Origin of the sequence: Herbaspirillum sp. BH-1, assembly GCF_002870055.1 — a bacterium.
Classification (GTDB): Bacteria; Pseudomonadota; Gammaproteobacteria; order Burkholderiales; family Burkholderiaceae_D; genus Herbaspirillum; species Herbaspirillum frisingense.
The window spans coordinates 326,749-348,937 of record NZ_PKOI01000003.1; the positions used below are offsets into that span (position 1 = coordinate 326,749).

Below are 22,189 nucleotides of genomic sequence, written 5' to 3' on the forward strand. Positions count from 1 at the left end.
ATGAGCGATCACACTATCGATGCGCATGCACTGCATGCCACCGCCAAATACAAGCAGTTTCCCGATCTGGCCAACCAGGTCGCCTTCATCACCGGGGCCGGCAGCGGCATCGGTCGTGCCATGGCCGATGCCTTCGCGGCCAATGGCACCCACCTGGCCCTGCTGGATGTCAACATCGAATCGCTGGAGCGCGCCCGGGCGGAACTGCACCGGACCTTCCCGCAGATCGAAGTCGAATGCCTGGTCGCTTCCATCGTCGACGAAACAGCGGTGGAGGCCGCAACCGCATCCATCCATGCACGTTTCGGCCGCATCGACATCCTGCTCAACAATGCCGGCATCTCGGCCAACCGGCCGACCCTGGAACTGCCTGCACAACAGTGGCGCCATGCCATCGACGTCAATCTGAACGGGGTCTTCTTTTGCGCCCAGGCAGTGGCCCGGCACATGGTGGCCCAGGGGAGCGGGGTGATCCTCAACACCGCGTCGATGTATGGCACGGTGGCCGCGCCCGAGCGCGCGGCCTACTGCGCCAGCAAGGCGGCGGTGGTGATGCTGACCAAGGTATTGGCGGTGGAGTGGGCGCCCAAGGGGCTGCGCGTGAATGCGCTTGCGCCGGGCTACGTCCACACGGCGCTGGTGCAGGAGCTGGTCAGCACCGGCCGCATGGACCTGGCGGCCTTGAAGAAGCGTACGCCCGCCGGCCGCCTGGGCGAGCCGCACGAGATCGCCACCCTGGCCTTGTTCCTGGCCTCCGAACATGCCGCCTTCATCAACGGCCAGGCCATCGTGGCCGATGGCGGCTGGTCGGCCTATAGCTATATCTGATCTTTTCTCCGGCCGCTCCGATGGTGCGGCCGCTACCACCGAATCAGTTTGTTCTCTGGAGAGTAAGCCCATGTCTGACCATATTGCACTCGCCCCGGCCGCGCCCTGGGTCGAACTGCGCACCACCGACGCCGACTGGAATGCCGCCGATCCCGGCTTGCTGGGCTCCCTGCTGGCGCACATGCACATCATCCGCGCCTTCGAAGAATCCGTGCTGGAACTGGCCATGGATGGCCTGGTGCATGGCCCGGCCCATTCCAGCGTCGGTCAGGAGGGTGGGGCGGCAGGTTCCATCCTGCCCCTGCTGGCGGCAGACCAGGTCAATGGCTCGCACCGGGGGCACCATCATTTCCTGGCCAAGGCATTGGCCTATCTCATGCCGGAGGGCATCGCGCCCACGGCCGAACTGAGCCCGGCGGTCGAGCAGTTGCTGCAGCGGACGCTGGCCGAAATCCTTGGCCTGGCGCAAGGCTTCTGCCAGGGACGCGGTGGCTCCATGCACCTGCGCTGGGCAGAGGCGGGCGTACTGGGGACCAACGCCATCGTCGGCGGCGGGGTGCCGCTGGCAGCGGGTGCGGCCTGGGCGCACAAGCATGCCGGTACCGAGCATGTCGCCGTGACCTATTTCGGCGATGGTGCAGTCAACATCGGCTCGGTGCTGGAGACCATGAATATTGCCGCCGCCTGGAGGCTGCCGCTCTGCTTCTTCATCGAGAACAATGGCTACGCCGTCTCCACCACGGTGGACGAGGCCACGGCCGAACCGCGTCTGTCGGCACGCGGCGCTGCCTTCAACATCCCCAGCTGGAAGGTCAACGGCATGGACCCGCTGGCGGTGCACCTGGCCATGAGCGAGGCCTTGCAGCATATGCGGGCCGGCAAGGGGCCGACCATCATCGAGGCCGATGTCTATCGCTTCTTCCACCAGAATGGCGGCTTCCCCGGTAGTGCTTTCGGCTATCGCAGCAAGGAAGAAGAGCAGAGCTGGCGTCAGCGGGACCCGCTGGACCTGGTGGGCCAGCGCATGCGCGAACGCGGCCTGATCGACGAGGCCGGCATCCTGGCACTGCGCAATCGCATCAAGGCCGCCATGGCGCGGGCGGTGCAGGCGCTGACGGAAGACGACCCGGCCCGGGCCGGCAAGAAGCGCATCCGCCCTGAACTCTGGCCCAGCCCGGATTTTCGTGATGTCGGTATCCGTGGCGACCTGTCGGAACTGGAGGGAGCGCGCACCGAGGAAGAAGCCGGGTTCGGCGGCAAGCTGGCGCAGCGCAAGTTCATTGACGTGGTGGCCGATGTGATGGATCGTCGCATGGCCGTGGACGAGCGGGTGGTGGTCATGGGCGAGGACGTGCATCGTCTCAAGGGCGGCACCAATGGCGCGACCCGTGGCCTGAAAGACAAATATCCCGAGCGCACGCTGGGCACACCCATCAGCGAAAACGCCTTCTGCGGGCTGGGCGGCGGCATCGCCATGGATGGCCGCTTCCGCCCCGTGGTCGAGTTCATGTACCCGGACTTCATGTGGGTGGCGGCCGATCAGGTGTTCAACCAGATCGGCAAGGCACGCCACATGTTCGGCGGCGATATCGAGGTGCCTTTCGTCCTGCGTACCAAAGTGGCGATGGGGACCGGCTATGGTTCGCAGCACTCCATGGACCCGGCGGGCATCTTCGCCACCAGCCCGGGATGGCGCATCGTGGCGCCGTCCACGCCGTTCGACTATGTCGGCCTAATGAATGCGGCACTGGCGCTGAAGGACCCGGTACTGGTGATCGAACACGTGGATCTCTACAACAGCAGCGGTCCTGCGCCCGTAGACGACTTCGACTACCAGACGCCCTTCGGGCGCGCCGCTGTGCGACGTGCCGGCCAGGAGATGACGGTGCTGACCTATCTATCCATGGTGGCGCATGCCCTGGAAGCCGTACAGCAGACCGGCATCGACGCCGAAGTGATCGACCTGCGCTGGCTGGACCGCGCCAGCCTCGACTGGGACACCATCGGCCAGAGCATCCGCAAGACCAACAATGTGCTGATCGTGGAGCAGGGCGCGCAGGGTACTTCCTATGGCGGCTGGCTGGCCGACGAGATCCAGCGCCGCTTCTTTGATTGGCTGGACCAGCCAGTACAGCGGGTGGTGGGTGGCGAAGCTTCGCCCAGCATCTCCAAGGTGTTGGAACGTGCCGCTGCCGCCCGTACCGAAGAGACCGTCGCCGGTCTGCAGCAGGTGATGCGCGACAAGGGCGCCCGCCCCGAGGTTCGCTGAATACCGCCTGATTACCGAAAGGATTTGCCATGAGCATCGAGATGATTGTCCCCCTGGAAGTGGGCATCGCCTGTCGTGACCTGCCGGCGCTGCGGCGCTTCTATGAAATCACCATGGGTTTCAGCTTTGTGAGTGAAATCACCGTCCCTGCCGACAAATCGGCAGCCTCCGGCCTGTCTGCCGACGGCTATACCGTGGTCCGTCTGCAGACCCCCTATGGCGAACGGATCAAGCTGCTGGCACCCCGAACGCCACCCCGCGCCGAGACGCCTTCCGCCTACATCCTGGATCGGCCCAACGCCGCCTATCTGACCTTCATCGTGGCCGACATCGATGCCGCCATTGCCACCCTGCGCGCCGCCGGGATCGAGTTCATGACCGGTGCGCAGCGGGTGGAGGCGCGTCCCGGGGTGTATCTGGCGTTCTGCCGCGACCCGGAAGGCAATGTGCTGGAACTGGTCCAATACAGCGACATCGCTGCCTATCGACCCGATCTCAAGAAAGAGGGGCAATGACATGGCAAAGCTGATCAAGATGCCGGAAATCGCCGCAAATGCGACCTCGGCGGTGATCGTCCAGTGGTCCCGGAAGGAAGGCGAAGCCATCAAGGCCGGTGAGTGCCTGGCAGAGATCGAGACCGACAAGGCCGTCATCGAATACGACGCCGACAGCAATGGCGTGCTGGGCAAGATCCTGGCCGCGGCGGGCCAGGAGGTGGAAGTCGGCGCACCGATCGCCGTGCTGTTCGAAGAGGGCGAAACTCAGGTCGATATTGCCGCCCTGCTGGCGGCGGCCGGCGTTGCCGTGGAGCCGCCACCGGCCGCTGGCACGACTGCATCGGCAATCGCCACCGCCACTGCAGCAACAACTACGGGGGCAGCCGAGCCTGAACGCGAACCCGATGCAGCGGCGTCGGGGCGCATCTTTGCCAGCCCGCTGGCACGCCGCCTGGCGCAGGAGCGTGGCCTGGCACTGGCAGGAATGACGGGCAGCGGGCCGCATGGCCGTATCGTCAGGCGCGACGTGGAAGCGGCTGCGCAAGCTGCCCCTGCGACGGCTGCTGATGCTACGGCCGCTGCCGGTAGCGATGCGACGCCGCCAGCCATCGCCATCCCCATCCCCAGCGCCAGCGCTGCGCAAGGCAGTGCTGCCTTCACCGACATCCCCCACAGTGGCATGCGACGTACCATCGCGCGCCGTCTCAGTGAGAGCAAGGCCAGCATTCCCCACTTCTATCTCAGTGCCGACTGCCGCATGGACAGGCTGCTGGCCCTGCGCGCGGAAATCAATGCCGCCGGCACGCGCAAGATCTCGGTCAACGATTTCATCGTCAAGGCAGTGGCAGCGGCGCTGCAGAGCGTACCTGACATGAACGTCAGCTGGACCGAGGCCGCACTGCGCAAATACCAGCAGGCCGATATTTCAGTGGCCGTGTCCACCGAGGGCGGCCTGATCACGCCGGTGGTACGCAATGCGGGCGGCAAGACCCTGTCGGCCATCAGTCGCGAGATCGTGGACCTTGCAGCGCGGGCGCGATCCGGTGCGCTGGCGCCCAACGAGTACCAGGGCGGCAGCTTTACGGTCAGCAACCTGGGCATGTTCGGTGTGCGCGAGTTCTCGGCCATCATCAACCCCCCACAGGCGGCGATCCTGGCCGTGGGTGCCACGCTGTCGCAGCCGGTCGTGGTCGATGGGCAGCTCGCCGTGGCGCAGGTCATGAAGGTCACGCTGTCGGTGGATCACCGCGCCGTGGATGGTGCACTGGCCGCGCAATGGCTGGCGGCCTTCCAGCGCTGCATCGAAAACCCCCTGAGTGCATTGATTTGAGGTGATACGTGATGAAGGCAGCGCAAACTGATTTCGACCTGGCCGTCGTTGGCGGCGGCCCGGGCGGTTATGTGGCGGCGATCCGCGCCGCCCAGCTGGGCATGAAGACCGTCCTGGTGGAGAAGGCCCAGTTGGGTGGTGTCTGCCTGAACTGGGGATGTATACCCACCAAGGCGCTGCTGCGCTCGGCCGATGTCCTGCGACTGGTGCGTGACGCTGCCCGGTTCGGCGTGCAGGTCGGCGAGCCCGAGACCGACCTGCAGACCATGGTGGCGCGTTCGCGCTCGGTGGCCGCGCATCTGAACAAGGGCGTGGCCTACCTGATGAAGAAGAACAAGATCACCGTCGTCGAGGGCAGGGCTAGGCTGGCCGGGCGCGGACGCCTGGAGGTGGAGGGCAAGGACGGCAAGCAGGGGAAGTCCGTCATCACGGCAAGCAACATCATCCTGGCCACGGGGGCGCGTGCACGGGTGCTGCCGGGGCTGCAGCCCGATGGCGAGAGCGTCTGGACCTATCGCGAAGCGTTGATGCCGCGCCAGACACCGCGCCGCCTGCTGGTGATCGGCGCTGGCGCGATCGGCATCGAGTTCGCCAGCTTCTATCGCGCATTGGGTGCGGAGGTCAGTGTGGTGGAGATGGCCGAGCGCATCCTGCCAGTGGAGGACGAAGACATCAGTGCCCACGTCGCCGATGCACTGCGCAAGGACGGCATGCGCCTCTACACCGGCGCGCGCATCGCATCGACGGTCAAGCGTGATGGCGCTACCGGCACCGGTGTCGAGTGGCAGGTGACGCTCGAAGGCCGGCATACCGACACATTGGTGGCCGACGTGGTCCTGGTGGCAGCCGGCATCGTCGGAAACGTCGAGGAGCTGGGCCTGGAGAGCACGGCGGTGAAGGTGGAGCGCAGCCACATCGTGACCGATGCCTTTGGTCGCACCGGCGAGCCGGGCGTGTACGCCATCGGTGATGTTGCCGGTCCGCCGTGGCTGGCCCACAAGGCGAGTCACGAAGGCGTGGCCTGCGTCGAGAAGATCGCCGGCCTCGATCCGCATGCACTGGACCCGTCAAAGATCCCGGCTTGCACGTACAGCCATCCGCAGGTCGCCAGCGTCGGTCTGACGGAAGCCGCTGCGCGCCAGGCAGGGCGCCGCATCCGGGTGGGACAGTTTCCGTTTGCGGTCAATGGCAAGGCCATCGCGCTGGGCGCTACCGGGGGCTTTGCCAAGGTGATTTTTGATGAAGGTAGCGGCGAACTGCTGGGCGCTCACATGGTGGGCGAGGAAGTCACCGAGATGATCCAGGGCTATGCCATTGCGCGTGAGCTGGAGAGCAGCGAGGCTGAACTGATGGCGACAGTGTTTCCTCATCCGACGCAGTCGGAGGTGATGCATGAGGCGGTGTTGGCGGCTTATCAGCGGGGGTTGCATGGGTGATGAGAGGGCTTGGCTGGCTTATAACGTCCACACCCTCTTGTATTCAGACGGTTTTTACGGAAATTTCGCATTGGTTGTGTCCCCGATTTGAGTGCAGATCAATGCAAGAAAACGTAAGTCTACCGTCGCGGGCTCCATTGGCCGACAGCGTCATAGTCTAAGCATTGCTCAAATCCAAACGCCTGCCAGAGTACATCTAGCATGGGACGGGCAATTATATCGACTGGAATTTGTTGGGGTGATTCCAACAATATCTCATTCAGAATGAGGTCGGGTCTATCCGATTTTGGATGGACGGCGAGGAACCCGCCAGTTCCAAACCTCTTCCCTTCAGTGTTTAAAAGAGCGGCGCCTATTACAACGGGACCGGCTATTTCCTGTTCATGAAGTAAGCGAAGGAATTTGGAAATATATTCCCGGAAAAAATCTCCGATTAGCGTGGAAGGCATGTACTCCTCATATCCTTCGCCAAAACTTCCAGCGAAACGCACGGCCTCGCAACACCCGCTGCGATAGATCTGATTGTAGGCGCCGAGGGCGTCGGATGTGTCGCCTCTGGAGGTGACCGATATCAACAAGCCATCCAAATTGTAGTTGTGCGTGCCGCCTCCCCAGGAGCTGCTCATTAGGTTAGCTGCATTGCTTGCCACCGACTTCATATCAATTCCAGTGTCGCTAGCTAAGCCTTGAAGAGGGATTACATGGAGAACTGCGAGCGGTCCTGAAACCATCGGCCTCAATGTTTTTCCTCTGGATAAAGCGGTTATACGGTCTGCTCTAAACGAGGTTGCTCTTTGCTGAAGGGCGGATGCGTTTCCAAATGCAAGGCGTAGCTGCTGATAGGTCAATTCGACGCTGTGGGTGTTGTTCCTCATATAAAAGGCACTTTTCCCTTCTAGCTGCATTCCGTAGGGCCCGCCAAATTGTGGGGGAACGTTCGCAACGAGAATGTAGCCACCAGTAACGTCAATATGTTGCAGGTTTAAACCAACCAAACGCGGCTCAATTCCCGCATCAACGATTTGTCCAAGGCGGCGCTTAGCCGCATCTGATATTTCGGAGCTGATAGGAAATAGCAGATCGGCACAACCATCTTTTTCTGAAATTCCAAAGAGGATGTTTCCTCCTCCAGAATTTGCTAGAGAGCAAACATCTTTTAAGAACTCATGTTTGTCTTTCCCAGAACTTGTGGGGAGTTGACGTTTGAAATCAAGAGTCGAGTTTTCGGGCCATTTTTCATCACAAATTCTGGAGAGAAATGTTGCGTCAATCGTTTGTAGATCTAGGATAGACACGAGGGCTCCCTTATTTTTGTTAAATAAATTCTGAGAAAAAAATCTACTCAGGAATAAAGAAGGCATGGCTTTTGATAAAGCCGTTTGTTGTGCCACCATTGTCCAGCAAGAAGAAAACCTCTACACGTGTTCAGAACATACCGTAATGTCGAATTTATTCTTCGATAAGCTGCGACAATCATTGATGTGAATGCGGGTTCCAATGTGAGCACGCTGAAAAATGTTTTCGCAGGGCAAGGCTCCATGCCAGGTTAATGAATAATATATCGAACCTATTTGCGCCTGTAATAACGACTAAAGAGTCGCCAACATTTAGTCCCTCTGTCATTAACTGCCAGTTTTCTAGAGAGGACTCTCAGAGAAGCTGATTAGGAGCGATCATGGGAATATTCCCGTCGAGTGTAAATCCGGGGCGAGTTTCAGAGGACGTAGAAGTCGAGGCACTTCGAACTGCCGTTCGTGCTGCACAAGATGAGATTCTCATGGCAGTGGCGTTCTACGAGACGTGGCGACCAACAATCGAAAATGCTGATTTGGCTAACCAGTTGGGAACATCATTTGCCACTAATGCATTTAACGTAATTCAGTTTTCCTTACAAAGGGAGTTGTTGCTCGCCTTAGTAAGGATCTGGGATACGAACAAGAAATCTCTTCGAATGACTGCAATTAGAGAAAAGCTAAAACGGGCCGATATTGTGGAGCGAATAGTCCAAGACAGAAAGCGCGCTATGGGAATGCGGGCTGATGTGTCGGGGCCACTACGCGCTGCCATAGGGCCCAAATGTGCTCACGCGGTAACTCTGATCAGCAAGTACATAGATGGCGGCGCTCGATTTAGAAAACTTCAAAAGTTGGTAGACATCCGCCATCTTCGCTTAGCGCATAGGCAGCTAGCATCACCTGAAAACGGTATGCCGGAGGTTGTGCGGGCCGAGATCGATGAGATTTATCTAGAAACGATTGAAATCGTGCAGACATTGCTGAGTGCGGTGAATGCAGTGTCTTTTCCAATGGGCGAGGCTGCTGAGGCTTCTCGTCACTACGCTGAAATGTTCTGGCAGGGAGTACGTGGTGAGCGTACACAGGGTCATCCGGCGTTTAAATCCCCCTGTCGAAATGGTCTTGACTAGGTTCCCCCAGACGAACAGGTCTTCACCAGGCCGCGAGCTTCGCGAACCATGCAGCGAAAGTTTGCAATTTTCGCTGCCAGAAATTTTTGAACTGCAGGAAGATCAATTTCCTTTCGGGTTTATGCGTTGCCTCCCAGCATATTTTTAAATATTTCAATTTATAGGTGCCCTACTGAGGCCTTCTAATTTTGAGGAAGAAATGAAAACGGGCCTTCGATCGAAGGCCCGTTTTGCTTGACGTGCTGTGGCGGAGGCTGTGAGATTCGAACTCACGGACGGGTCACCCCGTCGGCAGTTTTCAAGACTGCTGGTTTAAACCACTCACCCAAACCTCCTTGCGATGCGACAGGGCGTTGCCTGTCGCACGAGGGCCGCATTATACATCACATCAATTTCTTTGCATCCACCTCTTTCCGCGACGCAAGCAGATGCCGCTCATCTTGCGCTGTTGCGGCCGCCAGCCCTCAGGCAGCCGCAAGCCCACTCAGAACGTTCCGGGATAAGCCCCGCCATCCATCAACAGGTTCTGACCGGTGATGAAACCGGCCTGTGCGCTGCAGAGGTAGGCGCAGGCGTCGCCGAACTCGGCCGGGTCACCAAAGCGCCCCGACGGGTTGAGCTTGCGACGTTCGGCCAGGACTTCGTCCACGGTGCGGCCGCTCTCTTGCGCCGCGCCAGTGGCGGTGGAGCGCAGGCGGTCGGTTTCGAAGGGGCCGGGCAGGAGGTTGTTGATCGTGACGTTGTGGGCCACGGTCTTGCGGGACAGGCCGGCGACAAAGCCGGTCAGGCCGGAGCGAGCGCCGTTGGAGAGTCCCAGGATGTCGATCGGTGCGCGCACCGCGCTGGAGGTGATGTTGACGATGCGGCCGAAGCGGCGGGCGATCATGCCGTCGACGGTCGCCTTGATGAGCTCGATGGGGGTGAGCATGTTGGCGTCCACGGCGGCGATCCAGTCGTCCCGGGTCCAGTCGCGGAAGTCGCCGGGCTTGGGGCCGCCGGCGTTGGTGACCAGGATGTCCGGCGCCGGGCAGGCGGCCAGGGCCAGGGCGCGGCCTTCGGGGGTGGTGATGTCGCAGGCCACGGTGGTGATGGTCGCGCCGGTGGCGGCGACTTCGGCACGGATCTCGGCGGCGGCGGCTTCCAGCGCTTCGCTTCCGCGTGCCAGCATGGTCACGTGTACGCCTTCACGCGCCAGCGACAGCGCGCAGGCGCGGCCCAGGCCTTTGCTCGATGCGCACACCAGCGCGGTCTTGCCTTTGAGTTTCAAATCCATCGTTTCTTCCTTTGCTGAGGGGTTGGCATGGTAGGGCGCAGGCCCGCCCGGACAGCGGGGGCGGGCTGCGCTACACTGTCGGACCTGATCAGGGGCGCTATTTCTTCATCACCATGTAGATGGCCAGCGCAATGATGGCGACCACGCCCATCTCCAGCGCAAACACGATGACGCCGCTCATGTCAGTCTCCTTTTTTATCTTTCGATGCTGCCGTTGCTTTCGCTACTGATTGCAGCCCGGCGGCAGAGGCATCACTTTACACCGATGACGGCTTCCTTGTTTTTCTCGTGCTTAGTCAACTTTCTGCTCGGCGGTGTGCTGGGTGCCATGGGCGGTCTGTTCGGGATCGGTGGCGGGCTCATCGCCATTCCGGTGCTGGGTTATCTGTACGGGATGGACCAGCAGCTGGCGCAGGGGACGGCGCTGGTGATGATCGTGCCCAACGTGGTCATCGCCTTCTGGCGCTACAAGCAGCGCAACCGGATCGAGTGGAGTGCGGCGGCGATGATGTGCGGGCCGGCGGTGGTGGCGACGTATTTCTCGGCGCGGCTGGCTACGGTGATGGATGCGCGCAAGCTGCATTTCTGCTTTGCGCTCTTCATGGGGCTGCTGGCGCTGTATTACCTGTGGACGCTGTTGCGCGGCAAGCGCGAGATGCAGACTTCGCTGCGGCTGGGGCGTCGCTATATTCCGTTGGTGGGGTTGTCGGCGGGGGCGTCGGCGGGCTTCTTCAGTGTGGGTGGGGCGATTGTGGCGGTGCCGCTGCTGACAGCTTTCTTCGGGGCCACGCAGACTGCTGCGCAGGGGCTGGGGCTGGCGATGGTCACGCCCGGGACCCTGGTGGCGCTGTGGACCTATGCGCATGCCGGTCATGTGGACTGGACGGTGGGCATCCCCATGGCGCTGGGCGGTGTGCTCAGTATCTCCTGGGGCGTGGCGCTGGCGCACCATCTGCCGGAGCGGCGCCTGCGCATCCTGTTCTGCGGCGCCTTGCTGCTGCTGTCGTTGTGGATGATGATCGCCGGCTGATCTGGTCAGGCTGTCTTCTTCTGGCGCGCGGCGGATTTCTTTTCGGTACCTTCGGTCTTTTCGGCCTTTTCGGTGTTCAGGAGGACGACCTTGTCGTCGTCCGTGCCCTGGCTCATCTGCTCGCGGATGAAGTCGACCAGATTGCGCGCATGCGGTGAGAGCGTGTCGATGTTCTGGAACACCATGCTGCGCTCGCGCACGCTCCACGGGTCGCTCAATTCCACCACCGCCAATTGCATGGTCTGCTGATGCCGTTGTGCCGCCGAGCGCGGGACGATGCCGATGCCGACATTGGTTTCTATCATGCGGCACATGGCTTCGAAGCTGCGTACTTGGATGCGCAGCTTCAATCGCTGGCCATGTTCGGAGACGATCTTGTTGAGGAAGTGGTGCAGGGTGCTGCCCTCGTGCAAGCCGATGTGTTCGTACTCCAGCGTGTCGAGGAAGGGGATGCTGCCGGCGCCGGCCAGCGGGTGTTCCAGGGCGGTGGCCAGGACCAGGCGGTCGGTGGAGAAATTCAGTATCTGCAATCCCTCGCCCTGCACCGGGCCGGCCACGATGCCGATGTCGGCCGTGCCTTCCTGGATGCCACGCAGGATGTCGTGGTTCAGTCGTTCTTCCAGCGCCACGTTGACCTGCGGATGGATGGCCAGGAACTTGCCCAGGATCTCCGGCATGAACTCGGTCACGGCGGTGGTGTTGGCGAAGATGCGGATGTAACCCTTGATGCCGTTGTTGTACTGCTGCATGTCGCTCTTGAGGTGCTCGACCTGCTGCATGAACAGTTGCGCGTGGTGCAGCAGGGTGTGGCCGGCAGGCGTGAGTTGCACGCCCTTGCTTTCGCGATACAGCAGACGGGTGCCGAAGCGCGACTCCAGTTCCTTGATGCGGTTGCTGGTGGCGGCCAGCGAGAGGTTCATGCGCTCGGCGCTGCGGGTCAAGCTATTGAGCTCGGCGATGAGGATGAACAGGCGCAGGTCGGTCAGGTCGAAGAGCATGGCAGATTCCGGCGATCGTTGAGGGGAGGGCGCACCCTTACACACACACGTAGGCGTGGCGCGTGAACGGTCTTCATGTTACGCCGATTTGCTGTGACGCTGGCGGGCTTTGCGTGCTGCGCCGCCACATGTCCGGTCTCGTGCCGGCGCCAGTGCTGACTTCAGTTTTGCGAAAGCCCCCCTTCCAAAATGAGAGATTGTTCTTGTCTTCCTGGCACGACAGACTTGCGGCCAATAAACAAAGAACAAGCGAGGAGACATGGCCCACCCTGATCTCGATCTCACCCTGTTACGGCAGTGGCTGGACAAGACCGAAACCCATCATGACCTCATCAACCCGGTGAGCGCTGCGGCCCTGGCGGCGACCCTTGATGGTCCGCGCCAGCCGCGTGCCGGCGATGCCTTGCCGCCGCTATGGCACTGGATCTATTTCTGGAGCATCTGCCGCCAGTCCGAAGTGGGTGCCGATGGTCATCCGCAGCGGGGCGGCTTCCTGCCGCCGGTGCCTTTGCCGCGGCGCATGTGGGCCGGCGGGCGCTTGCAGTTCGCCGCACCGCTGCCCATCGGCGCAACAGCGCAGAAGCGCTCGCGCATTGCCAGCATCGACGTCAAGCAGGGCCGCACCGGGGCGCTGGCCTTCGTGACCGTGCGTCACGAGATCAGTCACGAAGGCCGGCTCTGCCTGAGCGAGGAACACGACATCGTCTATCGTGACCTGCCCCAGCCGGGCGCGGTGGCCGTGGTGCCCAAGAGCGCGCCGGAGGGGGCGCAATGGCGTCGCCGGGTGCTGCCCGATCCGGTGCTGCTGTTCCGCTATTCGGCGCTGACCTTCAATGGGCATCGCATCCACTATGACCGCAGTTACGTGACCGGCGTGGAGGGCTATCCGGGCCTGATCGTGCACGGACCGCTGATCGCCACGCTGCTGGCCGATCTGCTGGCGCGTGAGATGCCGCAGGCGGTGCTGCGCGAGTTCAACTTCCGCGCCGTGGGCAGCCTGTTCGATACCGAGCCCTTCACGCTGTGCGGCCGGCTGGCCGCCGATGGTCGCAGCGCCGAACTCTGGGCGCAGAACGAACGCGGTGAACTGGCCATGCAGGCCGAGGCCATCCTGGCCTGACGACAGAGACTTTTTTCGGAGACCCATCCATGTCCTATCAGGCGCCCAATGACGCTTATGGCGATCTGCGCGATGCCGTGCGCGATCTGTGCAATACCTTCCCCCCGGAATACTGGCGTAAGGTCGATGAGGCGCGCGGCTATCCCGAGCAGTTCGTCGATGCCCTGACCCGCGCCGGCTGGATGGCCGCGCTGATCCCGCAGGAGTATGGCGGTTCCGGCCTGGGCCTGACCGAAGCCTCGGTCATCATGGAAGAGATCAACCGCACCGGTGGCAATTCCGGTGCCTGCCACGGGCAGATGTACAACATGGGCACGCTGTTGCGGCATGGCTCCGAGGCGCAGAAGCAGCTCTACCTGCCCAGGATCGCCACCGGCGAATTGCGCCTGCAGTCCATGGGCGTGACCGAGCCCACCACCGGCACCGATACCACGCGCATCAAGACGGTGGCGGTGAAGAAGGGCGACCGCTACGTGGTCAACGGCCAGAAGGTGTGGATCTCGCGCATCCAGCATTCGGACCTGATGATCCTGCTGGCGCGAACCACGCCGCTGGACCAGGTGAAGAAGAAATCCGAGGGCATGTCCATCTTCATCGTCGATCTCAAGGAGGCCATCGGCCATGGCATGGAAGTGCGGCCCATCCTCAACATGGTCAACCACGAGACCAATGAACTCTTCTTCGACAACCTGGACATCCCGGCCGAGAACCTGATCGGCGAGGAAGGGATGGGCTTCAAGTACATCCTCGACGGCCTCAATGCCGAGCGCACCCTGATCGCGGCCGAATGCATCGGCGACGGCTACTGGTTCATCGACAAGGCCACGCAATACGCCAATGAGCGTGTGGTGTTCGACCGTCCGATCGGCAAGAACCAGGGCGTGCAGTTCCCCATTGCCGATGCCTACATCGAGATCGAGGCCGCCAACCTGATGCGCTACAAGGCCTGTGAGCTGTTCGATGCGCGCCAGGCCTGCGGTGCCCAGGCCAACATGGCCAAGTACCTGGCGGCCAAGGCCTCGTGGGAGGCGGCCAATGTCTGCCTGCAGACCCACGGTGGCTTTGGCTTCGCCTGCGAATACGACGTCGAGCGCAAGTTCCGCGAAACGCGCCTGTACCAGGTAGCGCCGATCTCGACCAACCTGATCTTCTCCTATGTGGCCGAGCACATCCTGGGCTTGCCGCGCTCGTTCTGAACCTGTTTTTCTGCACCCGCCCATCGACCGAGGAAGCGCCATGTCACAAGCCAACCGCCCGCTGGAGGGCATTACCGTGGTCAGCCTGGAGCATGCCATCGCCGCGCCGTTCTGCACGCGCCAGCTGGCCGACCTGGGCGCCCGGGTGATCAAGATCGAACGGCCCGGGGTGGGCGATTTTGCGCGGGGGTACGACACCCGCGTGCATGGTCTGTCGTCGCACTTCGTCTGGACCAATCGCTCCAAGGAAAGCCTCACCTTGAATCTCAAGGATGAAGAGGGCAAGCGCATCATCGACCAGTTGCTGCAAGAGGCCGACGTGCTGGTGCAGAACCTGGCGCCGGGTGCGGCGGCCGGGCTGGGCCTGTCGGCCGCGGTGCTGCAGGAGAAACATCCGCGCCTGATCGTCTGCGATATTTCCGGTTATGGCGAGGATGGCCCCTACCGCGACAAGAAGGCCTATGACCTGCTGATCCAGAGCGAGGCCGGTTTTCTCTCGGTGACGGGGACTCGCGACGAGGTGGTCAAGGCCGGTTGCTCGATTGCCGACATCGCCGCCGGCATGTATGCCTATTCCAACATCCTGGCCGCGCTGATCAAGCGTGGGCGCGATGGGCGCGGCAGTCACATCGACCTGTCCATGCTGGAGGCGCTGACCGAGTGGATGAGTTTCCCGCTCTACTATGCCTATCAGGGCGCGGGGGCACCACAGCGCTCCGGTGCCGAGCACGCCACCATCTATCCCTATGGCCCCTTTGCGGCGGGCGATGGCAAGACCGTCATGCTGGGTCTGCAGAACGAGCGCGAATGGAAGGTCTTCTGCGAGGTGGTGCTGGAGGATGCGGCCCTGGCCGGCGATGCGCGCTTTTCCAGCAACTCGCGCCGCCACGAACATCGCGATGTGCTGCGCCAGCTGATCCTGGACATGTTCGCCGGCATGACCGCCGAGCAGGTGGTGGCGCGGCTGGACCGGGCGCAGATCGCCAATGCCCACGTCAATGGCATGGACGAGCTGTGGCAGCACCCGCAGCTGGCGGCGCGCCAGCGCTGGGCCGAGGTCGATACGCCGGCCGGCAAGGTGGCGGCGCTCTTGCCACCGGGCGCCAACGACAGCTATGACTACCGTATGGACCCCATCCCGGCACTGGGGGAGCATACCGACGCCATTCTCGGTGGCTTGGGTTATGACGCGGCGGCCATCGCCACGCTGCGCGAACGGGGAGCCGTGTGATGGCGCCGCAGATTGCCACGGCCAGCAGTTTTCTGTTCGTGCCGGCCAATCGCCCGGAGCGCTATGTCAAGGCCCTGGACAGTGGTGCCGATGCCGTCATCGTCGATCTGGAAGATGCCGTGGCCCTGCCGCAGAAGGAGCAGGCCCGCGAGACCCTGGCGCGCTGGCTGCGCGAACAGGGGCCGCAGCCACGCCTGTGGGTGCGCATCAATGCCGCCGATACGGTCTGGCATGGCGAGGACCTGATGACGTTTTCGGCACTGTCCATGGCCGGCATCGTATTGCCCAAGGCGGAAGAGCCCAAGAGCCTGTCGGCGATTGCGCGTCGGCTGGGTCCCGGGCGCGGCCTGATCGCGCTCATCGAGAGTGCTGCCGGTCTGGCGGCCATGCGCGAGATTGCGGCGGTGCCGGGCGTGCAGCGGCTGGCCTTCGGCTCCATCGATGCGCAGGTCGATCTGGGCATGCAGTGCGGTCCTGAAGAGGAGGAGCTGACGCACTTTCGCATCGAGATTGTGATGGCCTCGCGCCTGGGCGGCATTGCCCCGCCCATCGATGGCGTGACCACCGATTTCAATGACGACGCCTTCCTCGCGCGTATGGTGCAGCGCGCGCGCCGGCTGGGTTTTGGCGCCAAGCTGTGCATCCATCCGCGCCAGGTGGAAGGCGTGCGGCGTGGCTTCATGCCCAGCGAGCAGGAGCTGGCCTGGGCGGGGGCCGTGATGGCGGCGGTGCGCGCCAGCGATGGCGGTGCCATTTCGCTGGAGGGCAAGATGATCGACAAGCCGGTGATCCTGCAGGCCGAGAAATTCCTGCACCAGGCGGGCTTGCTGTCCGATTGAGCCGGACCTGCTCGTGTAACCTAGACGTTTTCCAACCAGAGGGAGACGACCACATGAAAATCCAGGCCGCCGTATTGCGCGAAATGACCGATGCGCATCCGTTTGCCGTGAGCCAGCCGCTGAAGATCGAAGAACTCGATCTTGAGCCGCCCGGCCCCGGCGAGGTGCTGGTGAAGATGAAGGCTGCCGGCCTGTGCCATTCGGACCTGTCGGTGATCACCGGTGTGCGTCCGCGTCCGCTGCCCATGGCGCTGGGTCATGAGGCTTCGGCCGAGGTGGTGCAGGTGGGTAGCGGCGTGAGCGACCTGCGTGCCGGCGATCTGGTGGTGCTGGTCTTCGTGCCCAGCTGCGGCCACTGCCTGCCCTGCATGGAAGGACGGCCGGCGCTGTGCGAGCCGGGCGCCGCCACCAATACCGTGGGCGAGCTGCTGTCTGGCCAGCGCCGTCTGCGTGACAAGGCCCAGGCGGTGCATCACCACCTCGGGGTGTCGGCCTTTGCCGATCATGCCGTGGTCTCGCGTCGCTCCTGCGTGAAGATCGAAGCCGATATCGACCCGGTCGAGGCGGCCCTGTTCGGTTGCGCAGTGCTGACCGGCGTGGGCGCAGCCGTCAATACTGCCGAGGTCAAGGCCGGTACTACGGCGGCGGTGTTGGGGCTGGGCGGCGTGGGCCTGTGCGCGATGCTGGGTGCGCTGGCCTCCGGCGCGCGCGAAGTGATCGCGGTGGACCTGCACGATAGCAAGCTGGAAGTGGCGCGTGCGCTGGGCGCCACGGCCACCGTGAATGCCCGTGACCCGGATGCGGTGGCAAAGGTCAAGGAACTCACCAAGGGCGGCGTCGACTACGCCTTCGAGATGGCCGGCTCGGTGCAGGCCATGGAAGCGGCCTACCGCATGACCCGCCGCGGCGGCATGACGATCACGGCCGGGCTGCCGGCGCCGAACCAGAACTGGGCGCTGCAGCAGGTCAGCCTGGTGGCCGAGGAACGTACCGTCAAGGGCAGCTATATCGGCTCCTGCGTGCCGGTGCGCGATATCCCGCGCTACATCGGCCTGTACCAGGCCGGCCGCCTGCCGGTGGACAAGCTCATGGGCGAGCGCCTGGCGCTGGCCGACATCAATCGCGGTTTCGACCGCCTGCATGGCGGGGAGGGGCTGCGCGACCTGATCGTCTTTTAACGCCGGGGGCCGAGGTCATCGGCCCCCGGCTTCACCCGGAGGAGACACGCATGACCATCATCACAATGCGGGCGGCACTGACCGCCTGCGCCTTCGCCACGCTGACCTTGTCGACCACGGCGGCACTGGCGCAACAGACCATCGTCATCAAGTTCAGCCACGTGGTGGCCAACGACACGCCCAAGGGCAAGGGCGCGGAACGCTTCAAGGAACTGGCCGAGAAGGCGACCCATGGGCGCGTCAAGGTCGAGGTCTATCCCAACAGCACCCTCTACAAGGACAAGGAAGAGCTGGAGGCGCTGCAGCTGGGTTCGGTGCAGATGCTGGCGCCTTCCCTGGCCAAGTTCGGGCCGCTGGGGGCCAAGGAGTTCGAGGTGTTCGACCTGCCCTATATCTTCCCCAACAAGGAAGTGTTGAAGCGCGTGACCGAGGGGCCGATCGGGCAGGGCCTGTTCCAGAAGCTGGAAAGCAAGGGCATCAAGGGCCTGGCCTACTGGGATAACGGCATGAAGGTGATGACGGCCAACCGGCCGCTGCACAAGGTGGCGGACTTCCGGGCGCTGAAGATGCGCATCCAGTCTTCCAAGGTGTTGGACGAGCAGTTCCGCGCATTGAAGGCCAATCCGCAGGTGCTGGCGTTTTCCGAGGTGTACCAAGCCATGCAGACCGGGGTGGTGGATGGCAGCGAGAACACGCCCTCCAATGTCTACACCCAGAAGATGCATGAGGTGCAGTCCAACCTGACCGTGTCCGATCACGGGTATATCGGTTACGCCGTGATCGTCAACAAGAAGTTCTGGGAGGCCCTGCCGGCCGATGTGCGCGGCCAGCTCGAAGGGGCCATGAAGGAAGCCACGGTCTACGCCAACACCATCGCCCAGAAGGAAAACGACGATGCCCTGGCCGCCATCAAGGCCAGCGGCAAGACCAAGGTCTACACCCTTTCCGAACAGGAGAAGGCCGAATGGCGCCGCGCACTGCTGCCGGTGCACAAGAGCATGGCCTCACGGGTGGGGCAGGACCTGATCGATGCGATCTACAAGGAAAGCGAAGCTGCCGGCGTCAAGATCAACTGATCCGTCGGCTCGGGATGTACCGCCACGGCCTGCAGCGATGCAGGCCGTTTTGCATGGGGGAGCGGATATTCTGGCCAGCCTATTTCTTCTTGCGGGTGACGACGTAGTTCTCGGCAGCCGTGACGGCATTCTGCAAGGCTTCCATCTTGGAGTTGCCTGGCTTGAAGTCGCCGAATTCGTGGGTGGTGCGATCCGGGAAGTCGATATGGACGAACGCCGTCCACTTGCCGTCAGTACGTAATACCGGGGTCAGCTTGATGGTGGCGTCGAGATACTTGCACGCTATTGCGCCTAGAGTGGTGGACATCTTGCTTTGAAGCGGGGCGGCAGCCGAACTTAGGGGGAGCCGACGCCTGCAGTCTGTGGTGGCGAATCAAGTCACGAATGATGCCACAGCCTGACCAATCCTGCCTTGCAGCAGATCAGGCCTTTAAACCGTTTTACGAGTGATGCGGCGAGGGCGGGGCGCTCGTGGGGAATCGCGTCCCGCCTCCGGCCTTGTTGGCCGGGACCGCACGCCGCATCGATACGCGAGTCAGGCGGCTGCCAGCAGCAGGTCCAGGTTCTGTACGGCGGCGCCCGATGCCCCCTTGCCCAGGTTGTCAAAGACCGCGCACAGCAGGATGTGGCCTTCGGCCGGGTTGCCGAATACGCCCAGGGTCATGTCATTGCTGCCGTTGTGGCGGGTCGGATCAAGCTGGGCCGTGGCGGCACTCTGCTCGGCATCCAGTACCTTGACATGGCGCGCCCCGGCGTAGTGGCGCTGCAGTGCGGCGCGCAGCGACTCCAGGCTGGAGCCGGCCGGTAGCAGGCGGGTCTGCAGTGCGATGGAGAGCACGATGCCCTGGCGGAAGGCGCCATAGGCGGGCAGGAAGATCGGCCGTTGCGTCAATCCGGCGTGCAGCTGCATTTCCGGTGGATGCTTGTGCTGCAGGCCCAGGCCGTACAGCACGAAGGGCGCGGCGCTGGCGGCTTCCGGTCCTTCATATTGCTCTACCTGCGGCCGACCGCCACCGGAGTAACCGGAGACGGCGTGGATGCTCAGCGGGTAGTCGGCCGGTACCAGTCCGGCTTGTACCAGCGGGCGCAGCAGCGCGATGGCGCCGGTCGGATAGCAACCGGGGTTGCTGATGCGGTGGGCGTTGGCAATGGCCTGGGGCTGTTCCGGCGTCATCTCGGGGAAGCCATACACCCAGCCCGGGCTGGTGCGATGGGCCGAGCTGGCATCGATGACGCGCACGCGGGGGTTCTCGATCAGCGCCACGGCTTCGCGGGCCGCAGCGTCGGGCAGGCACAACAGGGCGATGTCGGCGCTGTTGATGGCTTCTGCGCGCCGCTGCGCATCCTTGCGCTCGGCCGCCGGCAGGGTCAGGATGCGCAGGTCCTTGCGGTCGCGCAGGCGTTCGTGGATCAGGAGACCGGTGGTGCCTTGGTCGCCGTCGATGAAGATCAGAGGAGGGTTGCTCATGGTGTACTCCGGTCAGCTGCAAGCAGTGGGCGCGCCCGGATGGAAGCGGTGGCGAGGGACTTCGCCCTGGCCCTGGCATGGCGCGGGAATGCCGATGCCTTGCATGGTGCGACAAAACGTATAATTGGAAAAGTTGAATATCACAAAGAGATCGTTCAGTTTTACTGAAGATGCGGTATTCGTTCCTGTTGCTGTTTCCACTGTCGTTGCTGATGCCGGAGCCATTCCATGCGTGAACTCAACCTGGATCGTCTGCGTACCCTGGTCGCCATCGCCGACCTGGGTTCCTTCGCCGCTGCGGCGCGCACCCTGAACCTGGCGCCGCCCACGGTGAGCCTGCACATCAGCGAACTGGAAGCGCGCATCGGCGCGCCCTTGTTGCTGCGCCAGCGCAGCCAGGTGCGGCCATCGGGCATCGGCGCCACGCTGGTGGCGCGGGCGCGGCAGTTGCTGGCGGCGGCCGATCAGGCGCTGGAAGAAGTGCAGCGGCAGGTGCAGGGCCTGGCCGGACGGGTGCGCCTGGGAGCCTCCACCGGCGCCATTGCCTATCTGTTGCCGCAGGTGCTGGAACGTCTGGGGCAGCAGCATCCGGGCATCGATGTGCAGGTGCGCATCCTGACCTCGCAGGAGACGCTGGCGCAACTGGTGGAAGGGACGCTGGACATCGGCCTGGTGGCCCTGCCGCAGGCCCCGGTCGGCGGCCTGACGGTCAAGCCCTGGCGGCGCGACCCGGTGATGGCCTTCCTGCCGGCGGCGTGGCAGGTGCCGCGGGTGGTGACGCCGGCCTGGCTGGCGGCGCAGCCGCTGATCCTGAATGCGCCCGAGACACGGCTCTCGCGCCTGACCACGGAATGGTTCGCCAGCGGTGGGGAGCATCCTTTGCCGCGCATCGAACTCAATTTCAACGATGCCATCAAGAGCCTGGTGGCGGCCGGGTATGGCGCCACCCTGCTGCCGCACGAAGCCGGTGCCCAGGGCCGTGCCGTGCCGCCGGACCCGCGCATCGTGATGCGCCCGCTGCGCCCGGCGCTATGGCGGCCGTTGGGCATCGCCCATCGCGCCGGCCCGCCGGAACCGGCTACGCGCCACGTACTGGAGGCGCTGTGGGAGCTCAAGCAGCTCAGTGCGCGCTCCTGATGGGTGGTGTCAGTCCTCTGAGGGGGCCGTGGGTGTGGTCGGTGTAGCGGGTGCAGTCAGTGTCGACAATGCCTGCCGTTGCCGGCTCTCGCTATCGAAATTGTCGGGCTGCAGCCAGCATTGGAAAGCCTGTCGCAGCTGCGGCCACTGGCCATTGATGATGGAGAACCATGCGGTATCGCGACTGCGCCCGCGATACACCACCGCTTGCCGGAAGATGCCCTCGAAGCAGAAGCCCAGCCGCTGCGCCGCCCGGCGCGAAGGGCCATTGAGGCTGTCGCACTTCCATTCGTAGCGGCGATAACCGAGGTCTTCGAAGACATGGCGCATCAGCAGGTAGTGCGCCTCGGTGGCCACGCGGCTGCGCTTGAGCCGCGGCGAGAAGGCGATGTGGCCGACCTCGATCACGCCGTGCGCCGGTTCGATGCGCATCAGGGCCATGCTGCCCAGGGCCCGTCCAGTGGCCTGGTCGATCACTACGTAATGCAGCGGGTCCTGGCTGGCCTGCATCAGTTCGGCCTGGTGCAGGTAGCTGGCCTCATCCGGGAAGGGGCCGCTCATCATGTAGGTCCAGTCGCGGCCATCGGCGGCCTCGGCGAAGGCGGCATACAGTGCTGCCCCGTGGCGGCCGAGATCGATGCGTTCCAGTCGGCAGTAGCGGCCCTGCAGGGTCTGTACTGACGGCCGAGGGCGCGCCTGCCAGTCGGGCAGGGCGGGGCCGATGTCTTGCTGGTATTCGTTGCGGCGGGTGGCGGTGGAGTGGTTCACGTTGGCATCCAGGTGGGCGAGAGAAGCTGCACGATAGCGCTTTCGTGGCATCATCAGAAGTGCCAATACCTGCACTTTTGATGGGGCCAC

The 22,189-nt window shown here is 63.2% G+C and carries 20 protein-coding genes and 1 tRNA gene; 14 read left to right on the forward strand and 7 right to left on the reverse strand.

The features are described 5' to 3' along the window. The 5 genes from HBH1_RS06440 (at nt 1) to lpdA (ending at nt 6,360) form a co-directional block, all read left to right on the forward strand. Nucleotides 1-828 (forward strand): SDR family NAD(P)-dependent oxidoreductase, encoded by an 828-nt coding sequence (locus HBH1_RS06440; RefSeq protein WP_102662043.1) that lies wholly within the window; start codon nt 1-3, stop codon nt 826-828. A 70-nt stretch (nt 829-898) separates the two neighbouring features. Then, nucleotides 899-3,097, forward strand: a complete 2,199-nt coding sequence (locus HBH1_RS06445) for an alpha-ketoacid dehydrogenase subunit alpha/beta (protein WP_102662044.1) — start codon at nt 899-901, stop codon at nt 3,095-3,097. 29 nt (nt 3,098-3,126) lie between these two features. Beyond that, complete coding sequence (locus HBH1_RS06450) at nt 3,127-3,612, forward strand: VOC family protein (protein ID WP_102662045.1); 486 nt, start codon at nt 3,127-3,129, stop codon at nt 3,610-3,612. 1 nt (nt 3,613) lies between these two features. Further along, on the forward strand, nt 3,614-4,924 hold the full coding sequence (locus tag HBH1_RS06455; RefSeq protein WP_102662046.1) for a pyruvate dehydrogenase complex dihydrolipoamide acetyltransferase: 1,311 nt from the start codon (nt 3,614-3,616) through the stop codon (nt 4,922-4,924). An 11-nt stretch (nt 4,925-4,935) separates the two neighbouring features. Beyond that, nucleotides 4,936-6,360 carry a dihydrolipoyl dehydrogenase gene (gene lpdA / locus HBH1_RS06460; protein ID WP_102662047.1) on the forward strand — a complete coding sequence of 475 codons (1,425 nt, stop codon included), beginning with the start codon at nt 4,936-4,938 and terminating at the stop codon, nt 6,358-6,360. A gap of 119 nt (nt 6,361-6,479) precedes the next feature. On the opposite strand, the gene HBH1_RS06465 is transcribed toward lpdA, so the two are convergent. Further along, the gene (locus tag HBH1_RS06465; RefSeq protein WP_233207542.1) at nt 6,480-7,751 is read right to left on the reverse strand and encodes an AlbA family DNA-binding domain-containing protein; all 1,272 of its coding nucleotides are present in this window, start codon (nt 7,749-7,751) and stop codon (nt 6,480-6,482) included. A gap of 284 nt (nt 7,752-8,035) precedes the next feature. Between HBH1_RS06465 and HBH1_RS06470 the strand changes: the two genes are divergently transcribed. Next, nucleotides 8,036-8,785 carry an AbiU2 domain-containing protein gene (locus HBH1_RS06470; RefSeq protein WP_158243280.1) on the forward strand — a complete coding sequence of 250 codons (750 nt, stop codon included), beginning with the start codon at nt 8,036-8,038 and terminating at the stop codon, nt 8,783-8,785. 245 nt (nt 8,786-9,030) lie between these two features. Here the strand turns inward: HBH1_RS06470 and HBH1_RS06475 are convergent. Continuing rightward, nucleotides 9,031-9,120, reverse strand: a tRNA-Ser gene (locus tag HBH1_RS06475). A gap of 149 nt (nt 9,121-9,269) precedes the next feature. Further along, nucleotides 9,270-10,058 carry an SDR family oxidoreductase gene (locus HBH1_RS06480; RefSeq protein WP_006464048.1) on the reverse strand — a complete coding sequence of 263 codons (789 nt, stop codon included), beginning with the start codon at nt 10,056-10,058 and terminating at the stop codon, nt 9,270-9,272. 265 nt (nt 10,059-10,323) lie between these two features. On the opposite strand from HBH1_RS06480, the gene HBH1_RS06485 reads away from it, so the two are divergent. Then, a complete protein-coding gene (locus HBH1_RS06485) occupies nt 10,324-11,088 on the forward strand; it encodes a sulfite exporter TauE/SafE family protein (protein WP_369878599.1) in 765 nt (254 codons plus the stop codon). Between the two features lie 5 nt (nt 11,089-11,093). On the opposite strand, the gene HBH1_RS06490 is transcribed toward HBH1_RS06485, so the two are convergent. Continuing rightward, on the reverse strand, nt 11,094-12,086 hold the full coding sequence (locus HBH1_RS06490) for a LysR family transcriptional regulator (RefSeq protein ID WP_102662051.1): 993 nt from the start codon (nt 12,084-12,086) through the stop codon (nt 11,094-11,096). 259 nt (nt 12,087-12,345) lie between these two features. Here HBH1_RS06490 and HBH1_RS06495 point away from each other — a divergent pair, with 259 nt between their 5' ends. The 6 genes from HBH1_RS06495 (at nt 12,346) to HBH1_RS06520 (ending at nt 18,726) form a co-directional block, all read left to right on the forward strand. Continuing rightward, the gene (locus HBH1_RS06495) at nt 12,346-13,206 is read left to right on the forward strand and encodes an HTD2 family dehydratase (RefSeq protein WP_102662052.1); all 861 of its coding nucleotides are present in this window, start codon (nt 12,346-12,348) and stop codon (nt 13,204-13,206) included. Between the two features lie 29 nt (nt 13,207-13,235). Continuing rightward, on the forward strand, nt 13,236-14,402 hold the full coding sequence (locus HBH1_RS06500; protein ID WP_102662053.1) for an acyl-CoA dehydrogenase family protein: 1,167 nt from the start codon (nt 13,236-13,238) through the stop codon (nt 14,400-14,402). A gap of 40 nt (nt 14,403-14,442) precedes the next feature. After that, nucleotides 14,443-15,633 carry a CaiB/BaiF CoA transferase family protein gene (locus tag HBH1_RS06505; protein ID WP_102662054.1) on the forward strand — a complete coding sequence of 397 codons (1,191 nt, stop codon included), beginning with the start codon at nt 14,443-14,445 and terminating at the stop codon, nt 15,631-15,633. Then, nucleotides 15,633-16,472, forward strand: coding sequence for an HpcH/HpaI aldolase/citrate lyase family protein (locus HBH1_RS06510; RefSeq protein WP_102662055.1), 840 nt, complete (start codon nt 15,633-15,635; stop codon nt 16,470-16,472). Before HBH1_RS06505 ends, HBH1_RS06510 begins: the two co-directional genes overlap by 1 nt. A 53-nt stretch (nt 16,473-16,525) precedes the next feature. Beyond that, the gene (locus tag HBH1_RS06515; RefSeq protein ID WP_102662056.1) at nt 16,526-17,650 is read left to right on the forward strand and encodes a zinc-dependent alcohol dehydrogenase family protein; all 1,125 of its coding nucleotides are present in this window, start codon (nt 16,526-16,528) and stop codon (nt 17,648-17,650) included. Nucleotides 17,651-17,715: 65 nt separating this feature from the next. Next, nucleotides 17,716-18,726 carry a TRAP transporter substrate-binding protein gene (locus HBH1_RS06520; protein WP_369878602.1) on the forward strand — a complete coding sequence of 337 codons (1,011 nt, stop codon included), beginning with the start codon at nt 17,716-17,718 and terminating at the stop codon, nt 18,724-18,726. A gap of 79 nt (nt 18,727-18,805) precedes the next feature. Here the strand turns inward: HBH1_RS06520 and HBH1_RS06525 are convergent, their stop codons facing one another. Further along, on the reverse strand, nt 18,806-19,033 hold the full coding sequence (locus tag HBH1_RS06525) for a hypothetical protein (RefSeq protein ID WP_102662058.1): 228 nt from the start codon (nt 19,031-19,033) through the stop codon (nt 18,806-18,808). Between the two features lie 228 nt (nt 19,034-19,261). Further along, the gene (gene argC / locus HBH1_RS06530; protein WP_102662059.1) at nt 19,262-20,194 is read right to left on the reverse strand and encodes an N-acetyl-gamma-glutamyl-phosphate reductase; all 933 of its coding nucleotides are present in this window, start codon (nt 20,192-20,194) and stop codon (nt 19,262-19,264) included. Between the two features lie 228 nt (nt 20,195-20,422). On the opposite strand from argC, the gene HBH1_RS06535 reads away from it, so the two are divergent. Then, entirely contained in the window at nt 20,423-21,331 is a 909-nt protein-coding gene (locus tag HBH1_RS06535) for a LysR family transcriptional regulator (RefSeq protein WP_102662060.1), read from the forward strand. A gap of 9 nt (nt 21,332-21,340) precedes the next feature. On the opposite strand, the gene HBH1_RS06540 is transcribed toward HBH1_RS06535, so the two are convergent. Then, entirely contained in the window at nt 21,341-22,153 is an 813-nt protein-coding gene (locus tag HBH1_RS06540; protein ID WP_233207543.1) for a GNAT family N-acetyltransferase, read from the reverse strand. Nucleotides 22,154-22,189 lie beyond the last annotated feature (36 nt).

Coding starts and splice junctions, on each gene's coding strand:
- HBH1_RS06480 (WP_006464048.1), bottom strand. CDS start 10,058: ATGGATTTGAAACTCAAAGGCAAGACCGCGCTGGTGTGCGCATCGAGC.
- HBH1_RS06505 (WP_102662054.1), top strand. CDS start 14,443: ATGTCACAAGCCAACCGCCCGCTGGAGGGCATTACCGTGGTCAGCCTG.
- argC (WP_102662059.1), bottom strand. CDS start 20,194: ATGAGCAACCCTCCTCTGATCTTCATCGACGGCGACCAAGGCACCACC.
- HBH1_RS06485 (WP_369878599.1), top strand. CDS start 10,324: ATGACGGCTTCCTTGTTTTTCTCGTGCTTAGTCAACTTTCTGCTCGGC.
- HBH1_RS06520 (WP_369878602.1), top strand. CDS start 17,716: ATGCGGGCGGCACTGACCGCCTGCGCCTTCGCCACGCTGACCTTGTCG.
- HBH1_RS06455 (WP_102662046.1), top strand. CDS start 3,614: ATGGCAAAGCTGATCAAGATGCCGGAAATCGCCGCAAATGCGACCTCG.
- HBH1_RS06540 (WP_233207543.1), bottom strand. CDS start 22,153: ATGATGCCACGAAAGCGCTATCGTGCAGCTTCTCTCGCCCACCTGGAT.
- HBH1_RS06515 (WP_102662056.1), top strand. CDS start 16,526: ATGAAAATCCAGGCCGCCGTATTGCGCGAAATGACCGATGCGCATCCG.
- HBH1_RS06490 (WP_102662051.1), bottom strand. CDS start 12,086: ATGCTCTTCGACCTGACCGACCTGCGCCTGTTCATCCTCATCGCCGAG.
- HBH1_RS06510 (WP_102662055.1), top strand. CDS start 15,633: ATGGCGCCGCAGATTGCCACGGCCAGCAGTTTTCTGTTCGTGCCGGCC.
- HBH1_RS06440 (WP_102662043.1), top strand. CDS start 1: ATGAGCGATCACACTATCGATGCGCATGCACTGCATGCCACCGCCAAA.
- HBH1_RS06525 (WP_102662058.1), bottom strand. CDS start 19,033: ATGTCCACCACTCTAGGCGCAATAGCGTGCAAGTATCTCGACGCCACC.
- lpdA (WP_102662047.1), top strand. CDS start 4,936: ATGAAGGCAGCGCAAACTGATTTCGACCTGGCCGTCGTTGGCGGCGGC.
- HBH1_RS06445 (WP_102662044.1), top strand. CDS start 899: ATGTCTGACCATATTGCACTCGCCCCGGCCGCGCCCTGGGTCGAACTG.
- HBH1_RS06500 (WP_102662053.1), top strand. CDS start 13,236: ATGTCCTATCAGGCGCCCAATGACGCTTATGGCGATCTGCGCGATGCC.
- HBH1_RS06535 (WP_102662060.1), top strand. CDS start 20,423: ATGCGTGAACTCAACCTGGATCGTCTGCGTACCCTGGTCGCCATCGCC.
- HBH1_RS06450 (WP_102662045.1), top strand. CDS start 3,127: ATGAGCATCGAGATGATTGTCCCCCTGGAAGTGGGCATCGCCTGTCGT.
- HBH1_RS06495 (WP_102662052.1), top strand. CDS start 12,346: ATGGCCCACCCTGATCTCGATCTCACCCTGTTACGGCAGTGGCTGGAC.
- HBH1_RS06470 (WP_158243280.1), top strand. CDS start 8,036: ATGGGAATATTCCCGTCGAGTGTAAATCCGGGGCGAGTTTCAGAGGAC.